15 protein-coding genes are annotated in these 19,927 nt (G+C 56.9%); 8 read left to right on the top strand and 7 right to left on the bottom strand.

The annotated features are described in order from the left end of the window. Positions 1-47 precede the first annotated feature (47 nt). The 3 genes from H573_RS0104750 (at position 48) to H573_RS0104740 (ending at position 7,877) form a co-directional block, all read left to right on the top strand. Positions 48-2,075 (top strand): methyl-accepting chemotaxis protein, encoded by a 2,028-nt coding sequence (locus H573_RS0104750; protein WP_027873257.1) that lies wholly within the window; start codon positions 48-50, stop codon positions 2,073-2,075. A gap of 64 nt (positions 2,076-2,139) precedes the next feature. Beyond that, the gene (locus H573_RS17065) at positions 2,140-7,401 is read left to right on the top strand and encodes a hybrid sensor histidine kinase/response regulator (protein WP_051171020.1); all 5,262 of its coding nucleotides are present in this window, start codon (positions 2,140-2,142) and stop codon (positions 7,399-7,401) included. Continuing rightward, positions 7,398-7,877, top strand: coding sequence for a CheW domain-containing protein (locus H573_RS0104740; RefSeq protein ID WP_027873256.1), 480 nt, complete (start codon positions 7,398-7,400; stop codon positions 7,875-7,877). Before H573_RS17065 ends, H573_RS0104740 begins: the two co-directional genes overlap by 4 nt. Positions 7,878-7,880: 3 nt before the next feature. On the opposite strand, the gene H573_RS0104735 is transcribed toward H573_RS0104740, so the two are convergent. Together H573_RS0104735 and argA are read right to left on the bottom strand one after the other, a co-directional pair. Next, positions 7,881-8,612 carry a 16S rRNA (uracil(1498)-N(3))-methyltransferase gene (locus H573_RS0104735; protein ID WP_027873255.1) on the bottom strand — a complete coding sequence of 244 codons (732 nt, stop codon included), beginning with the start codon at positions 8,610-8,612 and terminating at the stop codon, positions 7,881-7,883. Between the two features lie 20 nt (positions 8,613-8,632). Next, entirely contained in the window at positions 8,633-9,940 is a 1,308-nt protein-coding gene (gene argA / locus H573_RS0104730) for an amino-acid N-acetyltransferase (RefSeq protein ID WP_027873254.1), read from the bottom strand. A 107-nt stretch (positions 9,941-10,047) separates the two neighbouring features. Here argA and H573_RS0104725 point away from each other — a divergent pair, with 107 nt between their 5' ends. Together H573_RS0104725 and H573_RS0104720 are read left to right on the top strand one after the other, a co-directional pair. Then, entirely contained in the window at positions 10,048-10,920 is an 873-nt protein-coding gene (locus tag H573_RS0104725) for a hypothetical protein (protein ID WP_027873253.1), read from the top strand. Between the two features lie 68 nt (positions 10,921-10,988). Then, positions 10,989-11,645, top strand: a complete 657-nt coding sequence (locus H573_RS0104720; protein ID WP_234701837.1) for a 2OG-Fe(II) oxygenase — start codon at positions 10,989-10,991, stop codon at positions 11,643-11,645. A 1-nt stretch (position 11,646) separates the two neighbouring features. Here the strand turns inward: H573_RS0104720 and H573_RS0104715 are convergent, their stop codons facing one another. Then, on the bottom strand, positions 11,647-12,273 hold the full coding sequence (locus tag H573_RS0104715) for a class I SAM-dependent methyltransferase (protein ID WP_027873251.1): 627 nt from the start codon (positions 12,271-12,273) through the stop codon (positions 11,647-11,649). Between the two features lie 136 nt (positions 12,274-12,409). Between H573_RS0104715 and H573_RS0104710 the strand changes: the two genes are divergently transcribed. Continuing rightward, positions 12,410-13,066 carry a glutathione S-transferase family protein gene (locus H573_RS0104710; RefSeq protein WP_027873250.1) on the top strand — a complete coding sequence of 219 codons (657 nt, stop codon included), beginning with the start codon at positions 12,410-12,412 and terminating at the stop codon, positions 13,064-13,066. 19 nt (positions 13,067-13,085) lie between these two features. Here the strand turns inward: H573_RS0104710 and H573_RS0104705 are convergent, their stop codons facing one another. Next, a complete protein-coding gene (locus tag H573_RS0104705; RefSeq protein ID WP_027873249.1) occupies positions 13,086-14,966 on the bottom strand; it encodes an ATP-binding cassette domain-containing protein in 1,881 nt (626 codons plus the stop codon). A 45-nt stretch (positions 14,967-15,011) separates the two neighbouring features. On the opposite strand from H573_RS0104705, the gene H573_RS17060 reads away from it, so the two are divergent. Next, entirely contained in the window at positions 15,012-15,509 is a 498-nt protein-coding gene (locus tag H573_RS17060; protein WP_161624238.1) for a TIGR02444 family protein, read from the top strand. A gap of 8 nt (positions 15,510-15,517) precedes the next feature. On the opposite strand, the gene H573_RS0104695 is transcribed toward H573_RS17060, so the two are convergent. Next, positions 15,518-16,261, bottom strand: a complete 744-nt coding sequence (locus tag H573_RS0104695) for a hypothetical protein (RefSeq protein WP_027873248.1) — start codon at positions 16,259-16,261, stop codon at positions 15,518-15,520. 197 nt (positions 16,262-16,458) lie between these two features. Between H573_RS0104695 and H573_RS0104690 the strand changes: the two genes are divergently transcribed. Next, the gene (locus H573_RS0104690; protein WP_027873247.1) at positions 16,459-17,154 is read left to right on the top strand and encodes a BamJ family beta-barrel-assembly machinery protein; all 696 of its coding nucleotides are present in this window, start codon (positions 16,459-16,461) and stop codon (positions 17,152-17,154) included. A 341-nt stretch (positions 17,155-17,495) separates the two neighbouring features. Here H573_RS0104690 and H573_RS0104685 read toward each other — a convergent pair whose 3' ends face one another. Then, positions 17,496-18,419, bottom strand: a complete 924-nt coding sequence (locus tag H573_RS0104685; protein ID WP_027873246.1) for a TIGR01777 family oxidoreductase — start codon at positions 18,417-18,419, stop codon at positions 17,496-17,498. A 22-nt stretch (positions 18,420-18,441) separates the two neighbouring features. Beyond that, positions 18,442-19,860, bottom strand: a complete 1,419-nt coding sequence (locus H573_RS0104680) for an SDR family NAD(P)-dependent oxidoreductase (protein ID WP_027873245.1) — start codon at positions 19,858-19,860, stop codon at positions 18,442-18,444. Positions 19,861-19,927: the final 67 nt, after the last annotated feature.

The following is a 19,927-nucleotide window of genomic DNA, read 5'->3' as shown; positions in this document are numbered from 1 at the left end:
CGCGACAACGACAAGAAAAACATGGAAATATCCTGGAGTCGGGGCAAATGAAAGCAGCAAGAAAAGGCGATGCCGCTAAGCTAAAAACGGGGCGTGCGGCCAGTGTTATTGTCGCATTGATGCTGGTTGGGTTTATCGGGGCAGGCTTTAATACCTATGTGATACTGCGCGATGCCGGTTACGATCAGCGCTACTTGGAGTTGACGGGTGAAATGCGTCTCTATGCGCAGCAGCTGGCAAATGCGTCGCGCGAGGCCGCGCTGGGTGACACCGCCTCCTTTGATACGCTAGCCAGGGCGCAGCGGAATTTTGGTGCGGTGCGCCGCGAGCTGGTGGAGGGGAGCAAAGATCTGCCCTCGCCGGCGGACATGCTCGGCGGCGACATTGCTCAGCTCAATCGCTTGTGGGCACAGGTAGACAGTGCTGCAGAAACCATTGTTAGCAACCGCGAGCGCATCGTTTTTCTCTACGAGGTCGCTGCAAACCTCAACCAACTTATTCCCCAGCTTCAAGATGCCTACAACAAAGTTGTAGGCATTATGCTCAAAAGCGATGCCTCGGCTAACCAGGTGGCCATTGCTCAGCGTCAGTCGCTGCTGTTGGAGCGGATTGCGCGCAACGTAGACCGCATGTTGGAGGGCACCGATGCTGCCACCGCGGCAGCCGAGCAGTTTACGGTCGACGCCAATGAGTTTGGCACGGTACTGCGCGGCATGCTGGCGGGCAATAAAGCGATCGGCGTGGCTCCGGTTGCCGACAAAAATGCGCGCAACCTGCTAATGCGGGTCGGGCAGGACTTCCAGATGATTAGTGGTTCGGTGGACGAAATTTTCCAAGTGTCTCCGGAACTACTGAAGTCGGCAGAAGCGGCAGGCGTGATTGTCGTAAATGTTCCGGAGATTATGCAGGTCACTAGTAACCTTTCTAGTCGCATTAGCCGGCTTGATGAAGAGCGCCCATTGTCGGTGGTTACCGCGATTGGCTTTGTGGGCGTCGTTGTTATTGCACTTGGCCTATTGGGTATGAACTCCATTCGCACCGCGCAGCAGCGCTTGCGGGCAACGGCGGAAACCAACGAACGAAACCAAACGGCAATCTTGCGCCTGCTTGATGAATTGGCTGACTTGGCCGACGGTGATTTGACAACGTCGGCAACGGTGACCGAGGACTTCACCGGGGCGATTGCCGACTCGATTAACTACACCATCGACCAGTTGCGGGTCTTGGTTTCGCAGATTAACGAAACCGCGCAGGAGGTGTCGCTCGCGGCCCAGGGGTCACAGGCCACCGCGCTGAATTTGGCCGAGGCCTCAGAGAGTCAGGCCCGCGAAATTGCCGGTGCCTCGGCGGCCATCACCGAAATGGCGGTAACGATCGACAAAGTATCCAGCAATGCCCGTGAATCTGCTGCGGTTGCCCAGCGCTCGGTAGCTATCGCTAATACCGGTGCTGAAGTCGTACAGAACACGATAAAAGGCATGGACAATATCCGTGAGCAGATTCAAGAGACATCCAAGCGTATCAAGCGACTGGGTGAGTCGACGCAGGAGATCGGTGACATCGTCTCGCTGATCAACGATATCGCGGATCAGACCAATATCCTGGCACTGAATGCCGCCATTCAGGCCTCGATGGCCGGTGATGCGGGTCGTGGTTTTGCGGTGGTCGCGGATGAAGTTCAGCGCCTTGCTGAGCGCTCGTCGGGTGCGACAAAGCAAATTGAGGCCCTGGTAAAAACGATTCAGTCCGACACCAATGAAGCGGTTATTTCCATGGAGCAAACCACCTCGGAAGTGGTCCGGGGGGCACGCCTTGCTCAGGACGCGGGTGCCGCACTAACAGAGATCGAAACGGTATCTCAGGAATTGGCGGAATTGATCGAAACGATCTCAAACGCAGCGGCCGATCAGGCGAAGTCGGCGGGGCAAATCTCGTCAACGATGAAGATCATTCAAGAAATTACTTCGCAAACCTCAGCGGGTAGTACCGAAACAGCGAATTCGATTGGGGAGTTGGCCACCATGACCGACGACCTGCGCAGCTCGGTGGCCGGTTTCACCTTGCCGAACCAATAGTATAAGCCCTGAGCGCTGGCCGACAGGGGCTGTCGGTGAAAAATAGGAACAAAGGCTGACGGATATGAGTGACCGCCGAGATTTTATTGCGCTGGAGTGGCTGAGCGAAGAGCTTAAAGCCACACTGCTGCAATGTGCTGCGATGATTCGCGATTCTGCGTTACACAGCAGTGAGCCGGCAACGCTTGAGCCACTCAGCGGTCAGCTGCACCAAGTGCAGGGCTCGCTGCAAATGATCGAGTTCAGCGGTGCCGCGCTGTTGCTTGCAGAAATGGAAGCTGCCGTAACCGGAGTGATAGAGCGCGACGTACCGGTGGCGCAGCGCGGAGACCTGCTGGAAGCGGTTGCCGTTGCCTGTGAGGCGTTACCTCGATATTTCGACTCTTTGCGCAATGCGCGCAGCGAACTGCCGGTCGATCTTATTCTCGTTTTCAACGAATTGCGCGCGGCGCGCGGTGGTCGCCTGCTTTCCTCGGGGCTGCTGTTTGAGGCCTCGCAAACACAGCTCGCGGTGGAACCCTCGCTGCAGCGCGATGACTTGGCTGAGTTAATGGCCAAGCTTCACAAAATGTACCAAATTGCCCTGAAGGCCTACCTCGACGGTGGCGACGATGACAAAAATCTCGCCTATCTGCATAAAGTCTGTAGCCGCGTTGCGCGCTTACAGAGTGAGCAGGCCAGCTATTTGCTGTGGCAGTCTGCGAGTGTACTTATTGAAGCGATTCAGGCTGACCGTCTCCCCGCGGGTGCGGTGCGCATCGACTTCCTGCACCGCTTGGGGCATGAAATTCGCACCCTTGCCAACGGCGCACCCTCCGATGCGTCGCGACATGCCTTGCTCGACGATATTGTTTTCTACGCGCTGTGCAGTGCCAACGAGAGCGAGGCGCTGAGCCGGCTTCGCAAGACTCAGGGTTTCCCCACCGGTCTCACCTCTTTTGAGGGCCAGCAGCAGTTTATTGCCACCGCCCAGCCACGCTTGGTTGTGGCATTGCGGGATTTATCGGCAGAGCTGGATAGCGGCGTTGAAGTCAGCCGCATAAATGAACGGGTCGAGGTCTTTGCCGACGCCATGGCGATATTGGGCTTAATCCAGCCCCTGTATGCGCTGCGCAGCGCGGCTGCCGGTATTGAATCCGGGGTTGAGAGTGCACAGCTTAGCTTGAGCCGCGTGCTTGCGAGAGTGGCCGAACAGCTCGATGTTGAGCCAGAGCCTGCTGCACCCCAACTGCCGGCGAGTGGTGAGCAGCAGTCGACGATTGGTGCAGCGCGCGCCGAATTGGCAGACATTCAGGAAGCGCTCGTCAACTATGTGGCAGAACAATGCCAGCATCACTATTTGCAGGGCTTGCCACAGCGTATCAGTGATTTGGCGGTCGCGCTGCAGGCTAGCGAACACGCCGATGCCGCTGCGGTGATGGGACGGGCGGCGGATTACATTCGCGAGCAATTAGTGGACGCCGAACAGGTGCCAGAGTGGCCGATGCTCGACGCGTTGGCCGATGCAATGACCTCCGTCGATTACTACTTAGAGCGCAGTGCCGACGGGCCGAGGGTAGAAGACCAAGGGCTGATTCGGGTCGCTGCGGAGTGTGTGGCAAGGCTGGGCTATCCCGTCGACCAAAGCGCGCCAGATAATATTATTGCCATGCCGGTTAAGGCGACCGAAGAGGCACCCCTGGCTGAGGACGAGGGCGAGGAATTTGTCGAGCCAGTCGCTGCGACAGAGGAATTGGCTCTCGACCCCGATGTGCTCGACATCTTTATTGAGGAAGCAGGGGATGTGCAGGCAAGCCTGGGCGAGAAGTTACCTCGCTGGCGCGATGGTTTGTCGTCGCCGTCACTATTAGCGGACGTGCGCCGAGCCTTTCACACCCTGAAAGGCAGTGGTCGAATGGCGGGGGCGGAGCAGTGTGGCGACTTTGCTTGGGCGATTGAGAACATGCTCAACAAGGTTGTCGACGGTTACTTCACGATGGATCCGCTGCGCCTTAGTGTGGTTGAACGAGCGGCTCAATTACTCCCCGAGCTGATTGAAGAGCTGTCTCATAAGAGGGCCTTACCACCGTCGCAGTTGCGCGATTTACTTGCCGATGCAGAGTTGTTGGCAAAGGAGCAAAGTCCGGAGCTCAGTGCGCAGGAACCTGTGGTCAGCGACGGAGAACAAGCCGAACTAACCGCCGTGTTTATCGGTGAGGCGGAAGTTCACCTGCGCCAGGTTGAACAGTTTCTTCAAGGTGTTTACAGCTACCCTGTCCATCTCAGCGATGAGTTGCAGCGCGCCCTACATACCTTGAAGGGCTCGTCGAAAATGGCCGAAATATGGGCGGTGGCCAGTATTATTACGCCGCTGGAAGGGCTGGTAAAAGAAGCCCGCTCGATGCGCATCGCGGTGGATGAAGCGTTCATACAGTTGGTCGCTGATGTGCTGGCGGAAACGCGCAAGCTAGTGCAGCGTTTGCGCCACAGCCCGGCTTCCAGTTTGGAGGCATCATCGGCGTTGCGCGAACGTATTCAGCAGGCCGAAATCAGCTTGATGGCGCAGGCGGAAACCGCCGAGGCCCAGCGACAAGCCGGCCAAATAGCCCCTGATGCGCTAAATCAGTTCTTACTCACCTTTGGCGATCATATTCAGGGCTTGATCGATAAAATTCGCGATGCCGATCAGCCGATAACTGCCTCGGTCATGCAGGAGTACGCGCCGATAATGGGGCAGTTCGCCCAGCGCGCAGAGGATATTGGCAGTGAAAGCACCGCCGAGATAGCGCAGGCCCTGCAGGTATTGCTCAGCCATGGTCGCGATCCATTAGCAGCCGAGTTCTTGCAGTTGACCGAGCGTGCCCTCGACCAATTGATGGACGACCTGAATCAAATTGCTGCGGAAAACAGTGCCGAGGTGAATGCAGAGCTGCTTGAGCAGCTGCGCGACTTCGACGCCTCGGCGCTTGTCGAAACGCCCGCCGCTGCTCTTGCCGCTACTCCTTCATCGGCTGAGTTGTCTGAAGACAGTACCGCGATGGCAGCGCCATTGCCCGCGGCGGATATTGAGGATATCGACCCGGATATTCTCGAAATCTTTATGGAAGAGGCGAGGGACTTACTGGAGGGTTTGGACAACGCCCTGCACAGTTGGGATGAAGATCGCGACAATCCCCGCTATCTCGATGATGTGCAGCGTTATTTGCATACCTTTAAGGGCGGTGCGCGCCTTACCGGCCTAACGGCGATGGGTGATTTCGCCCACCAGATGGAAACCGAAATCTCCGAGTCCCTTGCCAAAGGTGAGAGGTCTTTGGCGGACTTGCTGCCGATTGTTCAGCAGGCTCAAGACAAACTGGTGGCGATGCTCGACGGTTTGGACACCGAGGCAGCTGCCCCCACTCCGGCGGCACCGGTAGTGACCTTAGAGGTCGCGCCGGCGTCGGAGGCAGTGGCCCCTAAACCTGCTGAAGGCACGGCGCCGCAGTGGTCTGCGATACAGGCACGCGGCCCGCAGGAAATGATCAAGGTACCCTCTGAGTTGTTGGAGCGGTTGATCAACCTCGCCGGTGAAACCTCGATTGCTCGCGGTCGTATCGAAGAACAGGTGAGTGAAGTTCATTTCTCGCTGGAAGAAATGGAAATGACCGTTGAGCGCTTGCAGGAGCAGGTGCGCCGACTGGACATGGAAACCGAAGCACAAATTATTCACCGCCAGGAGCAAATGGAGAGTGAGGGTGCTGAGGGCTTCGATCCACTGGAATTCGACCGCTACTCACAGCTGCAGCAGCTGTCGCGAGCACTGCTGGAATCGGCGTCGGATTTGGTCGATTTGCGCAATACGGTCGTCGATAAAAGTCGCGATATGGAGACCTTGCTATTGCAGCAGTCGCGGGTCAATACCGAGCTTCAAGAAGGTCTGATGCACTCGCAGATGGTGCATTTCTCGCGCATGGTTCCGCGTTTGCGACGCGGCGTCCGTCAGCTGTGTGGCGAGCTGAATAAAGACGTCGACTTCAAGGTTTACAACGCCGAAGGCGAAATGGACCGCAGGGTGTTAGAGCGGATTATTCCCGCGCTGGAGCACATGCTGCGAAACGCCATTGACCACGGCATAGAGTCGGCGGAACAGCGCGAGCAAAGCGGTAAGCCTGCTCAGGGTGAGCTGTCGATGCGCTTTGATCGCCAGGGCGGTGATGTCGTGATTACGATTAGCGACGATGGTGCGGGCATTGATTTGGCTGCGGTTCGGGCCAAGGCTGAGCGCATGCACTTGGTTGCAGCAGGGGCTGAACTTAGCGAGCGTCAGTTACTCGATTTTATTTTCCATGCGGGCTTTTCCACTGCAGACAATGTTACGCAGATATCCGGCCGTGGTGTCGGTATGGATGTGGTGCATAGCGAGATCAAGCAGCTCGGCGGTTCCATCGAGGTGAGCACCTCGCAAGGGCAGGGCAGCCGCTTTGAAATTCGCCTACCGTTTACGGTGTCCGTTAACCGCGCACTCATGGTCAGTGTCGGGGGTGAGGTCTATGCCGTGCCGCTGAACAACATCGAAGGCATCGTGCGCGTCAGCCCTTATGAGCTGGAGGTTTACTACGAAGACGGTGGTCCGGACTTTGAGTATGCCGGTCAGCAATACAAGCTGCGCTATATGGGGCAGTTGATGGGTGTGTCCGCCCCCCACTTAGAGGGCCAGTTGGAGCCGAAACCTGTACTGCTGATTCGCAATGCCGAGCCGGCAACCGCGGTACAGGTTGACTCATTGATGGGCTCGCGGGAAGTGGTGGTGAAATCACTGGGGCCGCAGTTTGCCGCTGTGCCGGGTTTGTCTGGCGCCACGGTGCTGGGTGACGGCAGTGTGGTGGTGATTTTGGATATGCTGGCCAGTATCCGCGCCGACGCAACGCGGCGCTTGAGTGGTGCTGAAGTGCAGGGGCAGCTGCCCAGCAGCGACGTTCCCGTCAAACATGTCATGGTTGTCGACGATTCGGTGACCGTGCGCAAGGTGACGTCGCGCTTGCTTGAGCGCCAGCAGATGAAGGTCACACTGGCGCGCGATGGGCTGGAAGCCGTCAACCAGCTGCAGGAAATGGATGCGCTGCCGGATGTGATATTGCTGGATATAGAGATGCCGAGGATGGATGGTTTTGAAGTGGCTAGCCGCTTGCAGAGCTCGCCGCGCTTCAAGGAGATTGCCATTATTATGATTAGCTCGCGAACCGGCCAGAAACACCGCCAGCGAGCGTCGGGCTTGGGTGTCACGCGCTTCCTGGGTAAACCCTATCAGGAAATACAGCTGCTAAAAGCGATTGAGGAAGTTATGTCGAAGGTGGACGCGGAATGATGCATGCCTTACCTGATGCCTCCTTGGCGAACCTGATCATGCCCATCTCCGGTGGCGGGCTGCTGCTACCCAATAGCTGTGTGGTGGAGGTTGCCAGTGCGCGACAGTTGAGCTCTGCCATGGCATCGACCTTCATTTTGGGGATGTTGCGCTGGCGCCAGCGCGAGATTCCACTGGTGTGCTTTGAAGGCTTGCGCGACGGTGAGTTGCCTGTGGAGCCAGCGATCCGACAAGTGGCGGTGATGGCCGGGCTGAACGACCGCGAGCGCCTGCCGCATTACGCGATATTGCTGTCGTCGGTGCCCCACTTGTTAAGTGTTCACGCCGGCGATGTTAAGACCTTGGATCACTGCGAGGATCAGCCGGTGATTTTCGCCGACGTTGAAGTGCATGGCCAGCGCTTATTGATACCGGATATTGACGTGCTTGAGGAAAAAATCCTCACGGAACTCTCCCCTGCGGAGCAGGCGGAGTGATCGCTAGGTAAAATCTCCCCAGCGCGCCTGAAGAACACTGATTGCTGCCAGTGGTGCCGTTTCGGTGCGCAGAATTCTCGGCCCCAGGGCCATGCAGTTAAAGCCCAGCTCGATGCTACGGGCAACCTCATCGTCAGTGAGTCCGCCTTCGGGGCCCACCAGTAAGGCAACACTTTTTGGGGCTGCGGACCGGGCGACGCTCTCGCCGTGGTGTGGGCTGAGTACCGCCTTGTACTCGGCGCGGCAGCTATTGATCCAGTGCTCAAGTTCCTGAGGGGCGGCGACATCTACCAGCTGGCTGCGGCCGGATTGCTCGCAGGCGCTGATCATGACTTGCTGCCAATGCCGCCATTTCTTTTCTTCGCGCTCGGCATTGAGCTTCACATCGACCCTTTCGCTGCGCAACGGCACTATCCGCGCAACGCCCAGTTCAGTCGCTTTCTGAACAACCCAGTCCATGCGGTCGCCCTTCGAGAGGCCAATACCCAGCTCGATTCGCAGCGGTGATTCGCAGTCTTGCGAGCTGTCTACATCGGTGACTGAGCACCACAACTGGCGCCGGTTGGCGTCAGAAATGGTGGCCAGGTAGTCGTTGCCGTCGCCGTTAAACAGGCGCACAGAGCGGCCCACTTTCATGCGCAGTACCTGCAGCAGGTAGTGTGCTGCGCGCTCCTCCAACTCAAGTTGCTGACCATTGCTTAAGGCTTGCGAGGTATAGATTCGGGGAATTCGCATTATCTAACTATCTTCCCCCGTTAAAGCGCTTTGATAAACGCTTTTGAATTGCGCTGAAAGTTGTAGAGTTTCTGTTTGGCTTCGGGCAATTCGGTAAAGGGGCATTGCACATAGCCCTGCTCTTGAAACCAATGAGCGGTTTGCGTGGTTAGTACAAAAACCTGGTTTAGCCCCTGTTGCCGGGCTTCCCGCTCAAGCTGGGCCAGCAGTCGCTCGGCGCGATCGGCGCCGCGGTAATCGGGATGCGTGGCGACGCAGGCTATTTCCCCGGCGCCGGCTTCGGCGTAAGGGTAAAGTGCTGCACAGGCGATGACCATGCCATCGCGAACCAAAATTTTGAAATGACCGATTTCATTTTCCAGCAGTTCGCGCGAGCGTTTCAGCAATACGCCCCTCGCCTCCAGCGGCTCGATAATCGCTAAGATGCCCCCGATATCGTCGATGCTCGCGGTGTGGAGTTGCTCGTAATGTTCCTGGGTTACCAGCGTGCCGGCACCGTCGCGAGTAAAGAGTTCTTGTAACAGGGCACCGTCTTCTGAGTAAGACACCATATGGCAGCGGTCGATGCCGAGGTCTCCGGCGTCAACGACCGCTTGCACGATACTGTCTCGTCCCAGGGTGGGCTGTCGTTGCAGCTCGGCATCGACATCCCGATACTCACACTGGCGGATCAGGCGCTGCTCGCTGTCTAATAATCCTGAGCCGCCGGTGAGCAAAATCAGCTTGTCGGCTTTTAGGGTCGCGGCGGTATGAACGGCAACGTCTTCGGCGCTCAGGTTGAAGATTTCTCCCGTTGGCGAATAGCCAAGTGGCGATAACAATACGATGGCCTGCTGATCCAGTTGCTGGGCAAGCGCGCCGGCGTCCACTTTGCGCACCACGCCGGTGTGCTTGAAGTCGACACCGTCGATCACGCCCATCGGGCGGGCTGTGACAAAGTTGCCTGAGCAGACGCGAATGGACGCCCCGTGCATCGGCGAGTTGGCAACGCCCATCGACAGCAGGGCTTCGATATGGGCACGCAGTGAGCCGGCAGCATCGGTTACGCAGCGCAGCTCTTGTTCGTCAGTAATGCGTAAATCATTGTGGAATTGACTGGACAGGCCCGCGTCGCTGACGCGCTGTTCTATCTGCGGTCTGGCGCCGTGTACGAGCACTAGCCGCACCCCAAGGCTGTTTAGCAAAGCGATATCGTGCACAATATTCGCAAAATTAGCATCGGCTATCGCCTCGCCGCCGAGCATCAGTACAAAGGTTTTTCCACGGTGGGCGTTGATATACGGTGCGGAGTTTCTAAACCATTTCACGTATTCGGTGTGTTCTGACATGGCGGTGGCCGCTTGCTGTGTTAATAGGAGTATTTTGTTTGCATGGTCAGTAGCTTACAAGGCATTTTTGAAAAATGCTCGGGCACTGGTGAGTGCAGGGGGCCGCGGTGAACGCTAGCCGGCAGTCTTCGCGGACACTGGAGCAGTGGGCGAGCGAGCTGGCCGAGGATATCGACCGGCATTTCCTGCAAGCGCATGAGCGGCTAGAGGAGGTGTACCGTCGCGAGTTTAAGGCCTTGCCTGCCGTTATGCGCCGCCACTGGCAGCACCGCCGAGATATTCCGGCGGATTTAGCGGCACTGCCGCGCAGCCTGTGGCGGATAGTTCGCCGCAGGCCTCAAAGCGTCAGGCCACTTACCGGTAAAGAGCAGGCTGTTGCCCAGCTGTTGGCAGACCACGTGATTGACCTCAATGGGCTGCAAACGCTGCTGATGAATCGGCTGACGTCTCACCCAGATTACGACCCCAATGCGGTCGCGCAGCTGCAGTCCGAGTTGGCGCCCTTGCAGCCAGAGTTGGCTGAACGCCGCCTGAAGCAAGCCGTCGCGCGATGGGGGCTAAGCCAGGATAGCAGTCGCGATATGCTGGTGTTCCTCGCTTTGGGGCTCGCCGGCAGAGGCCTGAGTGACAAAGTCTTGTTTGGCAGTGCTTCTCTGTTAGGGGCGTCGGCGGCCAGCTCTTTATATATCGCCAATCAAGGCTGGCTGGCTGCCTGGTGGTCGAGCTGGGTTGGTGTGCCCGCGTGGGTTTCTATCAGCGGTGCGGCGGCGGGCATGGTGGGTGTGTTACTGCTGACACCTTTAGCTGCACCCTTTGTTGAGTGTGGGATGAACCGTATGTGGCGTCGTCAACGCTTGCACCGATTGTTAGACGAGGTGCATCGCCAGCTGCGCCCGCCGCTGCGCGAGCAACTGTGGCATTACTGCAGCTACTTACAGTTTTTGCCTGATTTATTGTTGTTGCTACGGCAGCTCAAATAAAAGATGTATTGGCAGTGCTGGCGCGGGTTACACTCCGCGACTTTCTAGCCGCTATTTTTGGGGGTGGTGTGGCAACAGAGCCATTGGGTAGCGCGCAGTCGCGCGAAGCGATGTTTGATGAGCTGGCAGCGGCGCTGTCGGAGCGCGGCTATGCGGTGATTCAATCTGCGCTTCCCAGCAGCTTAGCGAGCCAGCTGCAGCAGCGAGTGGCGTCTCTGGGTGACAGTGCTTTTCGCCCTGCAGGCGTGGGGCGGCAGCAAGCCTATCAGCGCGACGACTATGTTCGCAGCGATCATATACGCTGGTTTTCTGACAGCGAGCCGAGCGAAGCGGGGTATTTGGCATGGATGGAAATGCTGCGCGTCGGTATCAATCGGCGGCTTTTCCTGGGCTTGTTTGATTATGAGTGCCATTTTGCGCGCTACACTCCGGGGAGTTTTTACAAAAAACATGTCGACGCTTTTCGCGGGCGTAGCAACCGCGTACTGTCGACGGTGTTCTATCTCAATCCGCAGTGGGGTTCTGCCGATGGCGGTGAGCTGCTGATATACAGTGGTGACGGTCAGGTGGAGGCGTCGGTTCAGCCGACGATGGGGACCCTGGTGGTGTTCCTCAGCGAGACGGTTCCCCACGAAGTACTCCCCGCCGCGCGTCTGCGCCATAGCATTGCGGGTTGGTTTCGGGTCAATGCGAGTTTGGGAGCAAACATCGACCCACCGTCGTAGCCTACAAGCGCCGCAAAATACCCAGGCTATTCACGCGCTCGACCGCTTCAAATAAGCCGGAGGCGAGTGCCAAGCGATAGATGGCAATAGGCGCTTGGCCGCCCTCTTCGGGATTGGGGAATAGGTCGTGAATAGCCAGGATACCGCCGCGCTGAATGTGGCTTGTCCAGCATCGGTAGTCGTTTAGGGCTGCCTCGAGACTGTGCCCACCATCGATGAAGACCATTGCTAAGGGGGTTTGCCAATGCTTGGCACACACTTCGGAGGGCGCAACCAGCGGTACCACCCACTGCTCAAAGTTAGCGCGCCGGATATTTCGGCGAAACTCAGCAAAGGTGTCGAAGTGGGCGTCGTTGGCGTTGTACAGCTCGGGGTCGTGAAACATTTCCCCCAATTGGTGTTCTTCGGAGCCGATGTGGTGGTCAACGGCGTACACAACACCGCTCTCAGGGGCGCTATCCTGGCAAGCCTTGGCAAGATAGAGAGTAGATTTTCCGCAATAGCTGCCCACTTCTAGCAGGGCGCCCCGCGGGGCTTGCTCGCAGCCGTGGCGGTAAAGGGCATCGGCTTCGTCATCGGCGAGAAAGCCTTTTACAAGGGCGATATCGATGGGCAGAGAAACGGGCATGGTGTTCACCAAAAAATACGGAAGCGAAACCTTAGCCAAAGTCCTGTCGGTGAGCAACTTACCATCCTGTCAGCTTTCACTCTGTTGTTTCGCGTGTCTATACTGATGAGCTCATTACCTCGATGTGGAGAACAAAATGCTTAAGCTCTATGGGTTTGCTGTGAGTAATTATTTCAACATGGTTAAGCACAGCCTGTTGCATAAGGGCATTGATTTTGACGAGATCACGGTTTACCCGAGTGCTGAGCCCGATTATCTGCGCAAGAGCCCGCTGGGCAAGGTGCCTTGCATTGAAACCGATCAGGGCTTTCTCGCAGAGACCAGCGTGATAGTGGAGTACTTGGACGCGCGCTATCCAGAGCAGCCACTGCTCCCAAGTGACGAGTGGCAGCGAGCGAAGTGTCGGGAGCTAATGAAGATTATTGAGCTGTATTTAGAGCTTCCCGCTCGCCGTTTGCTACCAGCGGTACTGGGGGCAGCAAAAGCTGATGAGGGCGTTGTCGCCGAGGTTGCTGAGGCGCTCGACAAAGGCGTTAGGGCGCTGTCGGCGCTGGTTTCACCTCGGCCCTTCATTATGGGTGAGCAGATGACGGCCGCGGATATTGTATTGCGCTACGCGCTGGTCGTTGTTGAACTGGTTAGCGGCGCCTTGTATCAGCGAGATGTCTGCGTCGAAGTGGCCGGTCTGCCTGAGTGGAAAGCGCGCATGGCGGAGATGCCCATCAGCCAGCAGCTGGATGCGGAGTCTGAAAAAGCCATGGCGGCCTTCATGGCAATGGTTCAGGGCAAGTAGCCCGCCAGCATTGGCAGGCTCAGTCTGCCAATGCTTCCAGTTGTTCTTGCAGTTCCAGCCACGCCTCTTCCGCAGTGTTGTTTTCTGTTTGCAGGCGCGCCTGCTCAGCCAACAGTGTTTTCAATTGTTGTTTGTTGGCCTCATCGTACAGGCTGGTGTCGGCGAGCTGAGCTTCTATGGCCTGCAACTGCTCGGCGACTTTTTGCAGTGTCCGCTCTAGTTTTTTGATCTCATTGTTGAGGGGGGCCAGTTTTGCCCGTTTTGCGGCGGCGTCTTGGCGCGCTTTCTTCTTGTCGACAACGGGTGCCGTGCTGGCCGGCTGCGGCTTATCGCCCAGTTCTCTGTTGCGGCTCAATAACCATTGGCGGTAGTCATCCAGGCTGCCGTCGAAGGGGCTAACCGAGCCGTTGTCGACCAGCAGCAGCTCGTCGACGGTATTGCGCAACAGGTGGCGGTCGTGAGAGACCACAATCACCGCACCTTCAAATTCCTGGAGGGCACTGGTGAGCGCGTGACACATCTCCAGGTCCAGGTGGTTGGTGGGCTCATCGAGTAGCAGTACGTTGGGCCGCTGCCAAACAATAATAGCGAGTGCAAGGCGCGCTTTTTCACCGCCTGAGAAATGTAAGCAGCTGCCTTCGGCGCGCTCACCCTTAAAGTTAAAGCCGCCGAGAAAGTTACGAATATCCTGCTCTCGGGCGTCGGGCCGGAGACGCTGAAGCTGCAACAGCGGGCTGGCATTGAGATCCAAGGACTCCAACTGGTGTTGGTGGAAGTAGCCCATGTGCAGGTGTTCGCCGCTGTGGCGCTGCCCGCTGAGTGGCGTTAGCGTCCCCGCGAGGGATTTCATTAGTGTCGACTTGCCCGCGCCGTTGGCACCGAGCAGGCCTATTCTGCTGCCTGGGTGAATGCTCAGGTTTACCTTGTTGAGTAAGGGCTCACTATACCCCAGCGCGGCATTGCTGAGTCCCAGCAGCGGGTCGGAGTACTGACTCGGCGCATAAAAGCGAAAATGAAAGGGGGAGTCTACATGCGCGGGAGCGATCTCGCTCATGCGCTCAAGGGCTTTAAGTCGGCTTTGTGCCTGCTTGGCTTTACTGGCTTTGGCGCGAAAGCGGCGCACAAAATCTTCCATATGGGCGCGCTCAGCCTGCTGCTTTTCATAGGCTTGCTGTTGCTGCGCCAGGCGCTCTGCTCGCTGGCGTTCGAAAGCACTGTAATTGCCGCGATAGCGATGGAGTTGATGGTGTTCCAGGTGAACGACAAAGTCGCAGCAGGCGTCGATAAAATCGCGGTCGTGGGAGATAAGCAGCAGCGTACCTTCATAGCGTCGCAGCCACTGTTCCAGCCACAGACTGGCGTCGAGATCCAAGTGGTTGGTCGGTTCGTCGAGCAGCAAAAGGTCCGACGGGCACATCAGGGCCTGGGCTAGATTGAGGCGGATGCGCCAGCCCCCCGAAAAGTCACTGACCGGCTTGCCCACCTCTGTCAGCGCAAAGCCCAGCCCCTGCAGGAGTTGTTCGGCGTCGCTGCGAATTTGGTAGGCGTGGATCAGCTCCATCTCCGCCAACAGCTCGGCAAGACGATGGTCGTCATTGCAGGTCTCAATATCGGCTTCGATGCGGCGGTAGTGCTGGTGGCCGTCAATCACGTATTCGATTGCCGGCCGGTCACTGGCCTCTACTTCCTGGCGCATTTGCGCGATCTGCCATTGCGCGGGCATCTGCAGGTCGCCGCTGTCATAGCTGAGCTCATTGCACAGCAGTTTAAACAGGCTGGATTTACCGCTGCCATTGGCTCCAACCAGCGCCATGTGCTCGCCGGGATTCACGCGCAGCGACGCCTCCTCTAGCAAGGCTTTGCCACCGCGTTGTAAGCTGAGATTTATCAGTTCAATCATGGGGCGCGATTATAGCGCGGGTGTATGGGCGAGTCGGCAGATTTTATGGCAAGCGAGACAGATTCTTCACAAAGCGGTGTGTTGTGGGACTATGCGCTTGAGCGTTATGCGCGCGATGGCGTCGCCGAATGCTGCATAGCCTTGCAAGATGAAGCCGGGGCAAACGTACTGTTAATTATGGTTGCGGCCTATCTGGCCGAGCGCGGCATACGGCTGACAGGGCCGCGTGTGCAAGTGCTGGTTAGCGGCGCGAGCGCGCTACAGGATTCGCTGATAGAGCCGCTTCGCGCGTTGCGGCGTGCCAGCCGGCCCCAGGGCGGCGAGGCCTGTGAGCGGCAGCGCGATACCTATCAGAGCCTGAAACAGGCGGAGCTTGTGGCCGAGCGCTGGCAGCTGGCACAGCTCGAGGAGCTAGTCTTGCCTTGGAATCCAGAGCAAGTGCCAACGCTGCAATTATTGCAACGTAATATCCGCGCTGTTGCCGGGGCCGCCGAGAAGACCGTTCTTGATCGTCTCGTCAGGGCATTAAGCACAGAACGGTAAAGGCGGTGTTAGAAGTCGTCGAACAGACTTGCTAGGCGGTCTTCGGCCTTATTCGGGTGGCTGGGAATGTCGCTCATCCGCTTGGGCAGACGTTGTCGTGGTGTGGCTTTCTTCGCCAGCGTTGCGGTAGTGCTGGTAGCGTCAGCGCTTTTTGGCGTGGCTGGCGCTTTTGCTTTCGGCGGAACCTGGCTTTTTTTCGGTGTTACAGGCGTTTCAGGCTTTTTGGCGGCTTTTGGTTCTGACTTCGGCTTCGGCTTTGACGCGGCTTTGGTCGGGGAGGAACTTTCTTTCGGTGCGGCCTTGGTACTTTTTGTTGCGGGTGCTTTCGCCGTTTTGGTCACTGCTGGCGCTTTTTTTGTCGCTTTGAGTGATTTTTCGGCATCATTCATTGCTTTGATTACCGCTTTTTCTTTGCGCAACTGGAGCTTTAGGCTCAATGCTTCACTGCGCAGCTCCGCAAGCTGGGTTTGTGCATCGTCCAGCTGTTGTTGGGCCCTGGTCAGGCTGTCTTCCGCCCGCTTGATCAGGCTGGGTTTCTCGCCTTGCTTGTCGCGCAGCCGCTGTTTCGCTTCACTGTGGTTGTGGCGCGCCTTCTCTGTTTTTGTTTTCTGCGTTTCTACTGATTTTTCAATGGCTTGTAGCTGTTTTTCGAGGGTGGCGAGCTGTTTGGCGCGCAGCGTTTCCAGTTCTGACTGGAGGCGCTGCAGCTCGGCCAAGGGCTTCTCTTTTACTTTCTTTTTATTAAATACCATAGTTATGGGCCCGCGGAATGATTAAAAAACCGTCAAATTCCATTATACAAACTTGTTGGCGGGAAGCTATCTGCTGGTTGGCGCCAATTTTTGTCTGCGCCTGTGTCTATGTGAACGCTTGTGGCAGACTATGGTCTGACACAGGTGCCGCCGAATGACTCGGCGGTTCCCAATTCCCTAAGAACTAAGGTAGTTTCATGAAAAAAACAGTAGTGGGTGCGGTGGTAATGAGCGGGTTGCTGGCTGCCTGCGGTGGCAATAACTCTGAACCATCATTAGATTCCGAGATTGCGAAGGTAAGCTACGGAATTGGCGCAAATATTGGTTCGCGATTCGGCGACGACTTACCGCTGGATGTCGATGCATTTAGCGCGGGTGTACGTGACGCCATTGCCGGCGGTGAGCTGAAAATGAGCGATGAAGAGATTATGTCGACGCTGCAAGCTTACCAGCAAAAGCAGATGGCCGAACGTCAGGTGGAATCTCAGGCCCTGGCTGAAACAAACCGTAAAGAAGCTGAGGCATTTCTGGCAGAAAATGCGTCTGCCGAGGGTGTTGTCGTCACCGACAGCGGTCTGCAATACAAGGTACTGGCAGAAGGAGATGGCGCGAGCCCGAGCGAGAGTGACACGGTAGAAGTGCACTACGAGGGAACATTGCTGGATGGCAGCGTGTTTGACAGCTCCTATCAGCGGGGTGAAACCGTAAGCTTCCCGGTGAATGGTGTGATCGCGGGCTGGACTGAAGCGCTGCAGATGATGAAGGTTGGCTCCAAGTGGAAACTGTTTATCCCCTCTGACCTGGCCTACGGCCCTGGTGGCGCGGGACAGATGATTGGCCCCAATGCGGCACTGGTTTTTGAAGTGGAACTGCTGGGCATTAAAGGCAAGTAAACGAGGATAAGGGCTCTTTTTTGCAGGTGCTCAGAGAGCCCTTATTGGCATTTTACTCCCAATAAAAAAACCCCAGTATTCGCTGGGGTGAATTCTTTCTAGATCGGAGATAGTGCCTCAGGGAGCTTTTGCTGAGCGGTGGTGTAACGCCGCCATTGTGCAAAGTTTGGGAAAGAGCTGCGAAGCCGTCTCTGCAAAATGTGGTGTTTCACTGCCTAGCAGAAAACCCAAGTGGTGCGATACGTCCTTGTATGCACCGGTGTCATCCTTGACACCTTCATCATAGCTTTTCCTCGTTCTGCCACCAGACGAGATCAGAGCGAGATAATGTGAGACATCGTCTACTGGTGACGGTCGGGGTGTTGGATCGAATCGTCGAGCATACGGTCAACGGTGGGAAAGTCGAAGGAAAAACCTGCCCTCAGTAAGCCGTCAGGAATAATGCGTTGGGAGCTGTAGAATAACTCCCGCATTTCTCCAAACAGGATCTTCGCGGCAAATTCAGGAATTGAAAACAGCAGGGGCCGCCGCAGTTTATTTGCCAGTAACTGGCTGAACTCGCGATTTGTGACAGGCTCAGGCCCGCTGATATTGAACGGCCCCTCTAACTCCTTGTTCTCAATCAAAAAAAGCAGCGCTTTAACGGCGTCATGGCGGTGGATATAGGCCTGCCACTGCTTGCCATGGCCGAAATAGGCGCCGACACCGAGTGAAAAGGCCGGCCGCATTTTTGCCAGAGCGCCGGCATCTCTGCCTCTGTCCAGCACGACGGCAAACCTAGCGACGATGGTCCTGCAGGGGCTGTTGATGCTCTCTTCCCAGCGTTGGCAGAGCTCAGCAGAGAAGCCTCGGCCAATTGGGGAATTTTCATTGAGTTCTCTGTCACCGCCGTCGCCATAAATGCCGATCGCCGATGCATTGATGAAGGTGTGAAGTGACGGCCAGCGTTTTACCGCGACGTTTACTTGCTCGGTTGCTGAGAGACGGCTGCTCAGTAGTCGGTCTTTTTGCTGTGCGCTCCATCGCTTTGCGGCAATGTTTTCCCCGGCCAGATTCACCACGATATGGGCGTCGATCTCACGCAAGGTGCTGTAATCATGGAGCTGGATGTCTGCTTGCTCCTCCCCAAAAACTGCTTGTAAATGTGCCTTCGAGCGACCCACCGCGTGTACCTTGTAGCCCTGAGCAAGCAGCTGGCAGCAAAGTGCCTGGCCTATAAAGCCGCTGGCACCAATAACCGCGACACTTTCCTGTTGTGTTCCCATGACGTGCTCCTTGGCTGTCGGGTTATAGATACGGCGCGAGTTGATCGTCTAGCCACTCTTCTAACCAGGCTTGTTGCAATGCACTGGGCTCGGTGCCCGGTATTACCGACGTTGGGTGTGGCTGCCGGTCTAGCCAAAGCGCTCCGCTGAGCGGCAATTTTGCTGCGGATGCCAGCCAAACTGCGGTATCTGCAGCCATTCGGCTGTCGCGTAACACCCCGGACATCAGTCGGTTAAACGCAGGCAGTGACTTCTCCACGCCGGGGGTTGCCGCCCAGCCTGGGTGCATAGCGTAGGTGGCTGGCAGAGTCTCTTGCTGTTGAATTTGGGTATAGCACAGCAGCGCTCGCTTCGCGTTTGCGTAAGCGCCACTGCCGTTGTACTTCGACTTGCGCCATTGCATATCGTGTTGGCGAAGGGCCGACAAATACAGGCCGCCAGACACAACATTGACGATCCGCGAACTGTCAGTAAAAGCGGGGCTGAGCAGTTTGCTCAGCAGCACTGGGCTGAGCAGATTTACCGCCAAGGCAAGTTCGTTGCCTTCTTCGGTTTCTTCACGTTCAGCAAACAGTGCTCCGGCATTGTTGATGAGCACATCAATGTTTGGAAAGTCAGTGAGCAGCTGTTTGGCCGTCGCCGAGGTTTGTGCGAGGGAGGATAGCTCGACGTTGTATGAGTGTATGTTACTGCCCTCGCAACCACTGCTGTTGAGAATGTCGCGAGTGCAGTCCCGCAAACGCTCGTCACCGCGCCCGAGTAGTACCAACGTAGCCCCCAGGCCGGCCAGAAGCTTAACCGCGGCGAGCCCCAAACCACTGGTAGGCCCCGTTAACACCACGACCTTGCCGTCCATGCGTTCGCTCAGCGCTTTGTCAGCCATGTTTAAATAGCCGTGCTTGCTGAATTTTATCGCGCCGGGCAGGATAAGTTGATCGTGAATACGCGTGGACAGTTTAGGCGTGGCGCGAGGACTGGGTTTCGGGGTCAGGGCATCGGCAATCCCCTTTGCCACGCGCTTACTGAGTCGGTTGAGGGCGGGCTTAAAAAGCGGGGAAAGTGCTGCCGGTAAACCGTCGAAGGTCAGCGTTGCGCGGTAGCGAATTTCGGTGAGTTCGGGTCCGAGCGCTTCAAATTCGATGTCGTCTACGGCATGCAGGCGGCCGGGGCTATTACCGCTGTCATCTGCCAGTGAATATCCCTCCAAGGAAACCAACTTATTTTCCTCGGCGTGGGTTTCCTGATAGTGCATGGTCAGCTGTTTGTTGGGCCTGTTAAAGCTGAGCCGATAGCTTGCGGGCATCGAAGGGTCAGCCCCCAACTTTTCCGCGCGATACACCGATGGGTCCCATTGCTCGATATTGGAGAAGTCGCGCAGGTATGAATAGCAGTCGCTCACGGCGCGCTGTACCCGAATTCGTTCGAACAATTGTTGTTGCATCTCGTCACTCCCTGAAGGATTTATCACATCTACGCGGTGCAAATGTTTACAGATCAAGGACGAGTGG

It is taken from the genome of Neomelitea salexigens DSM 19753 (assembly GCF_000422345.1).
GTDB classification, from domain to species: Bacteria; Pseudomonadota; Gammaproteobacteria; order Pseudomonadales; family Spongiibacteraceae; genus Spongiibacter; species Spongiibacter marinus_A.
This window is presented reverse-complemented; position numbering and strand designations above follow the sequence as displayed.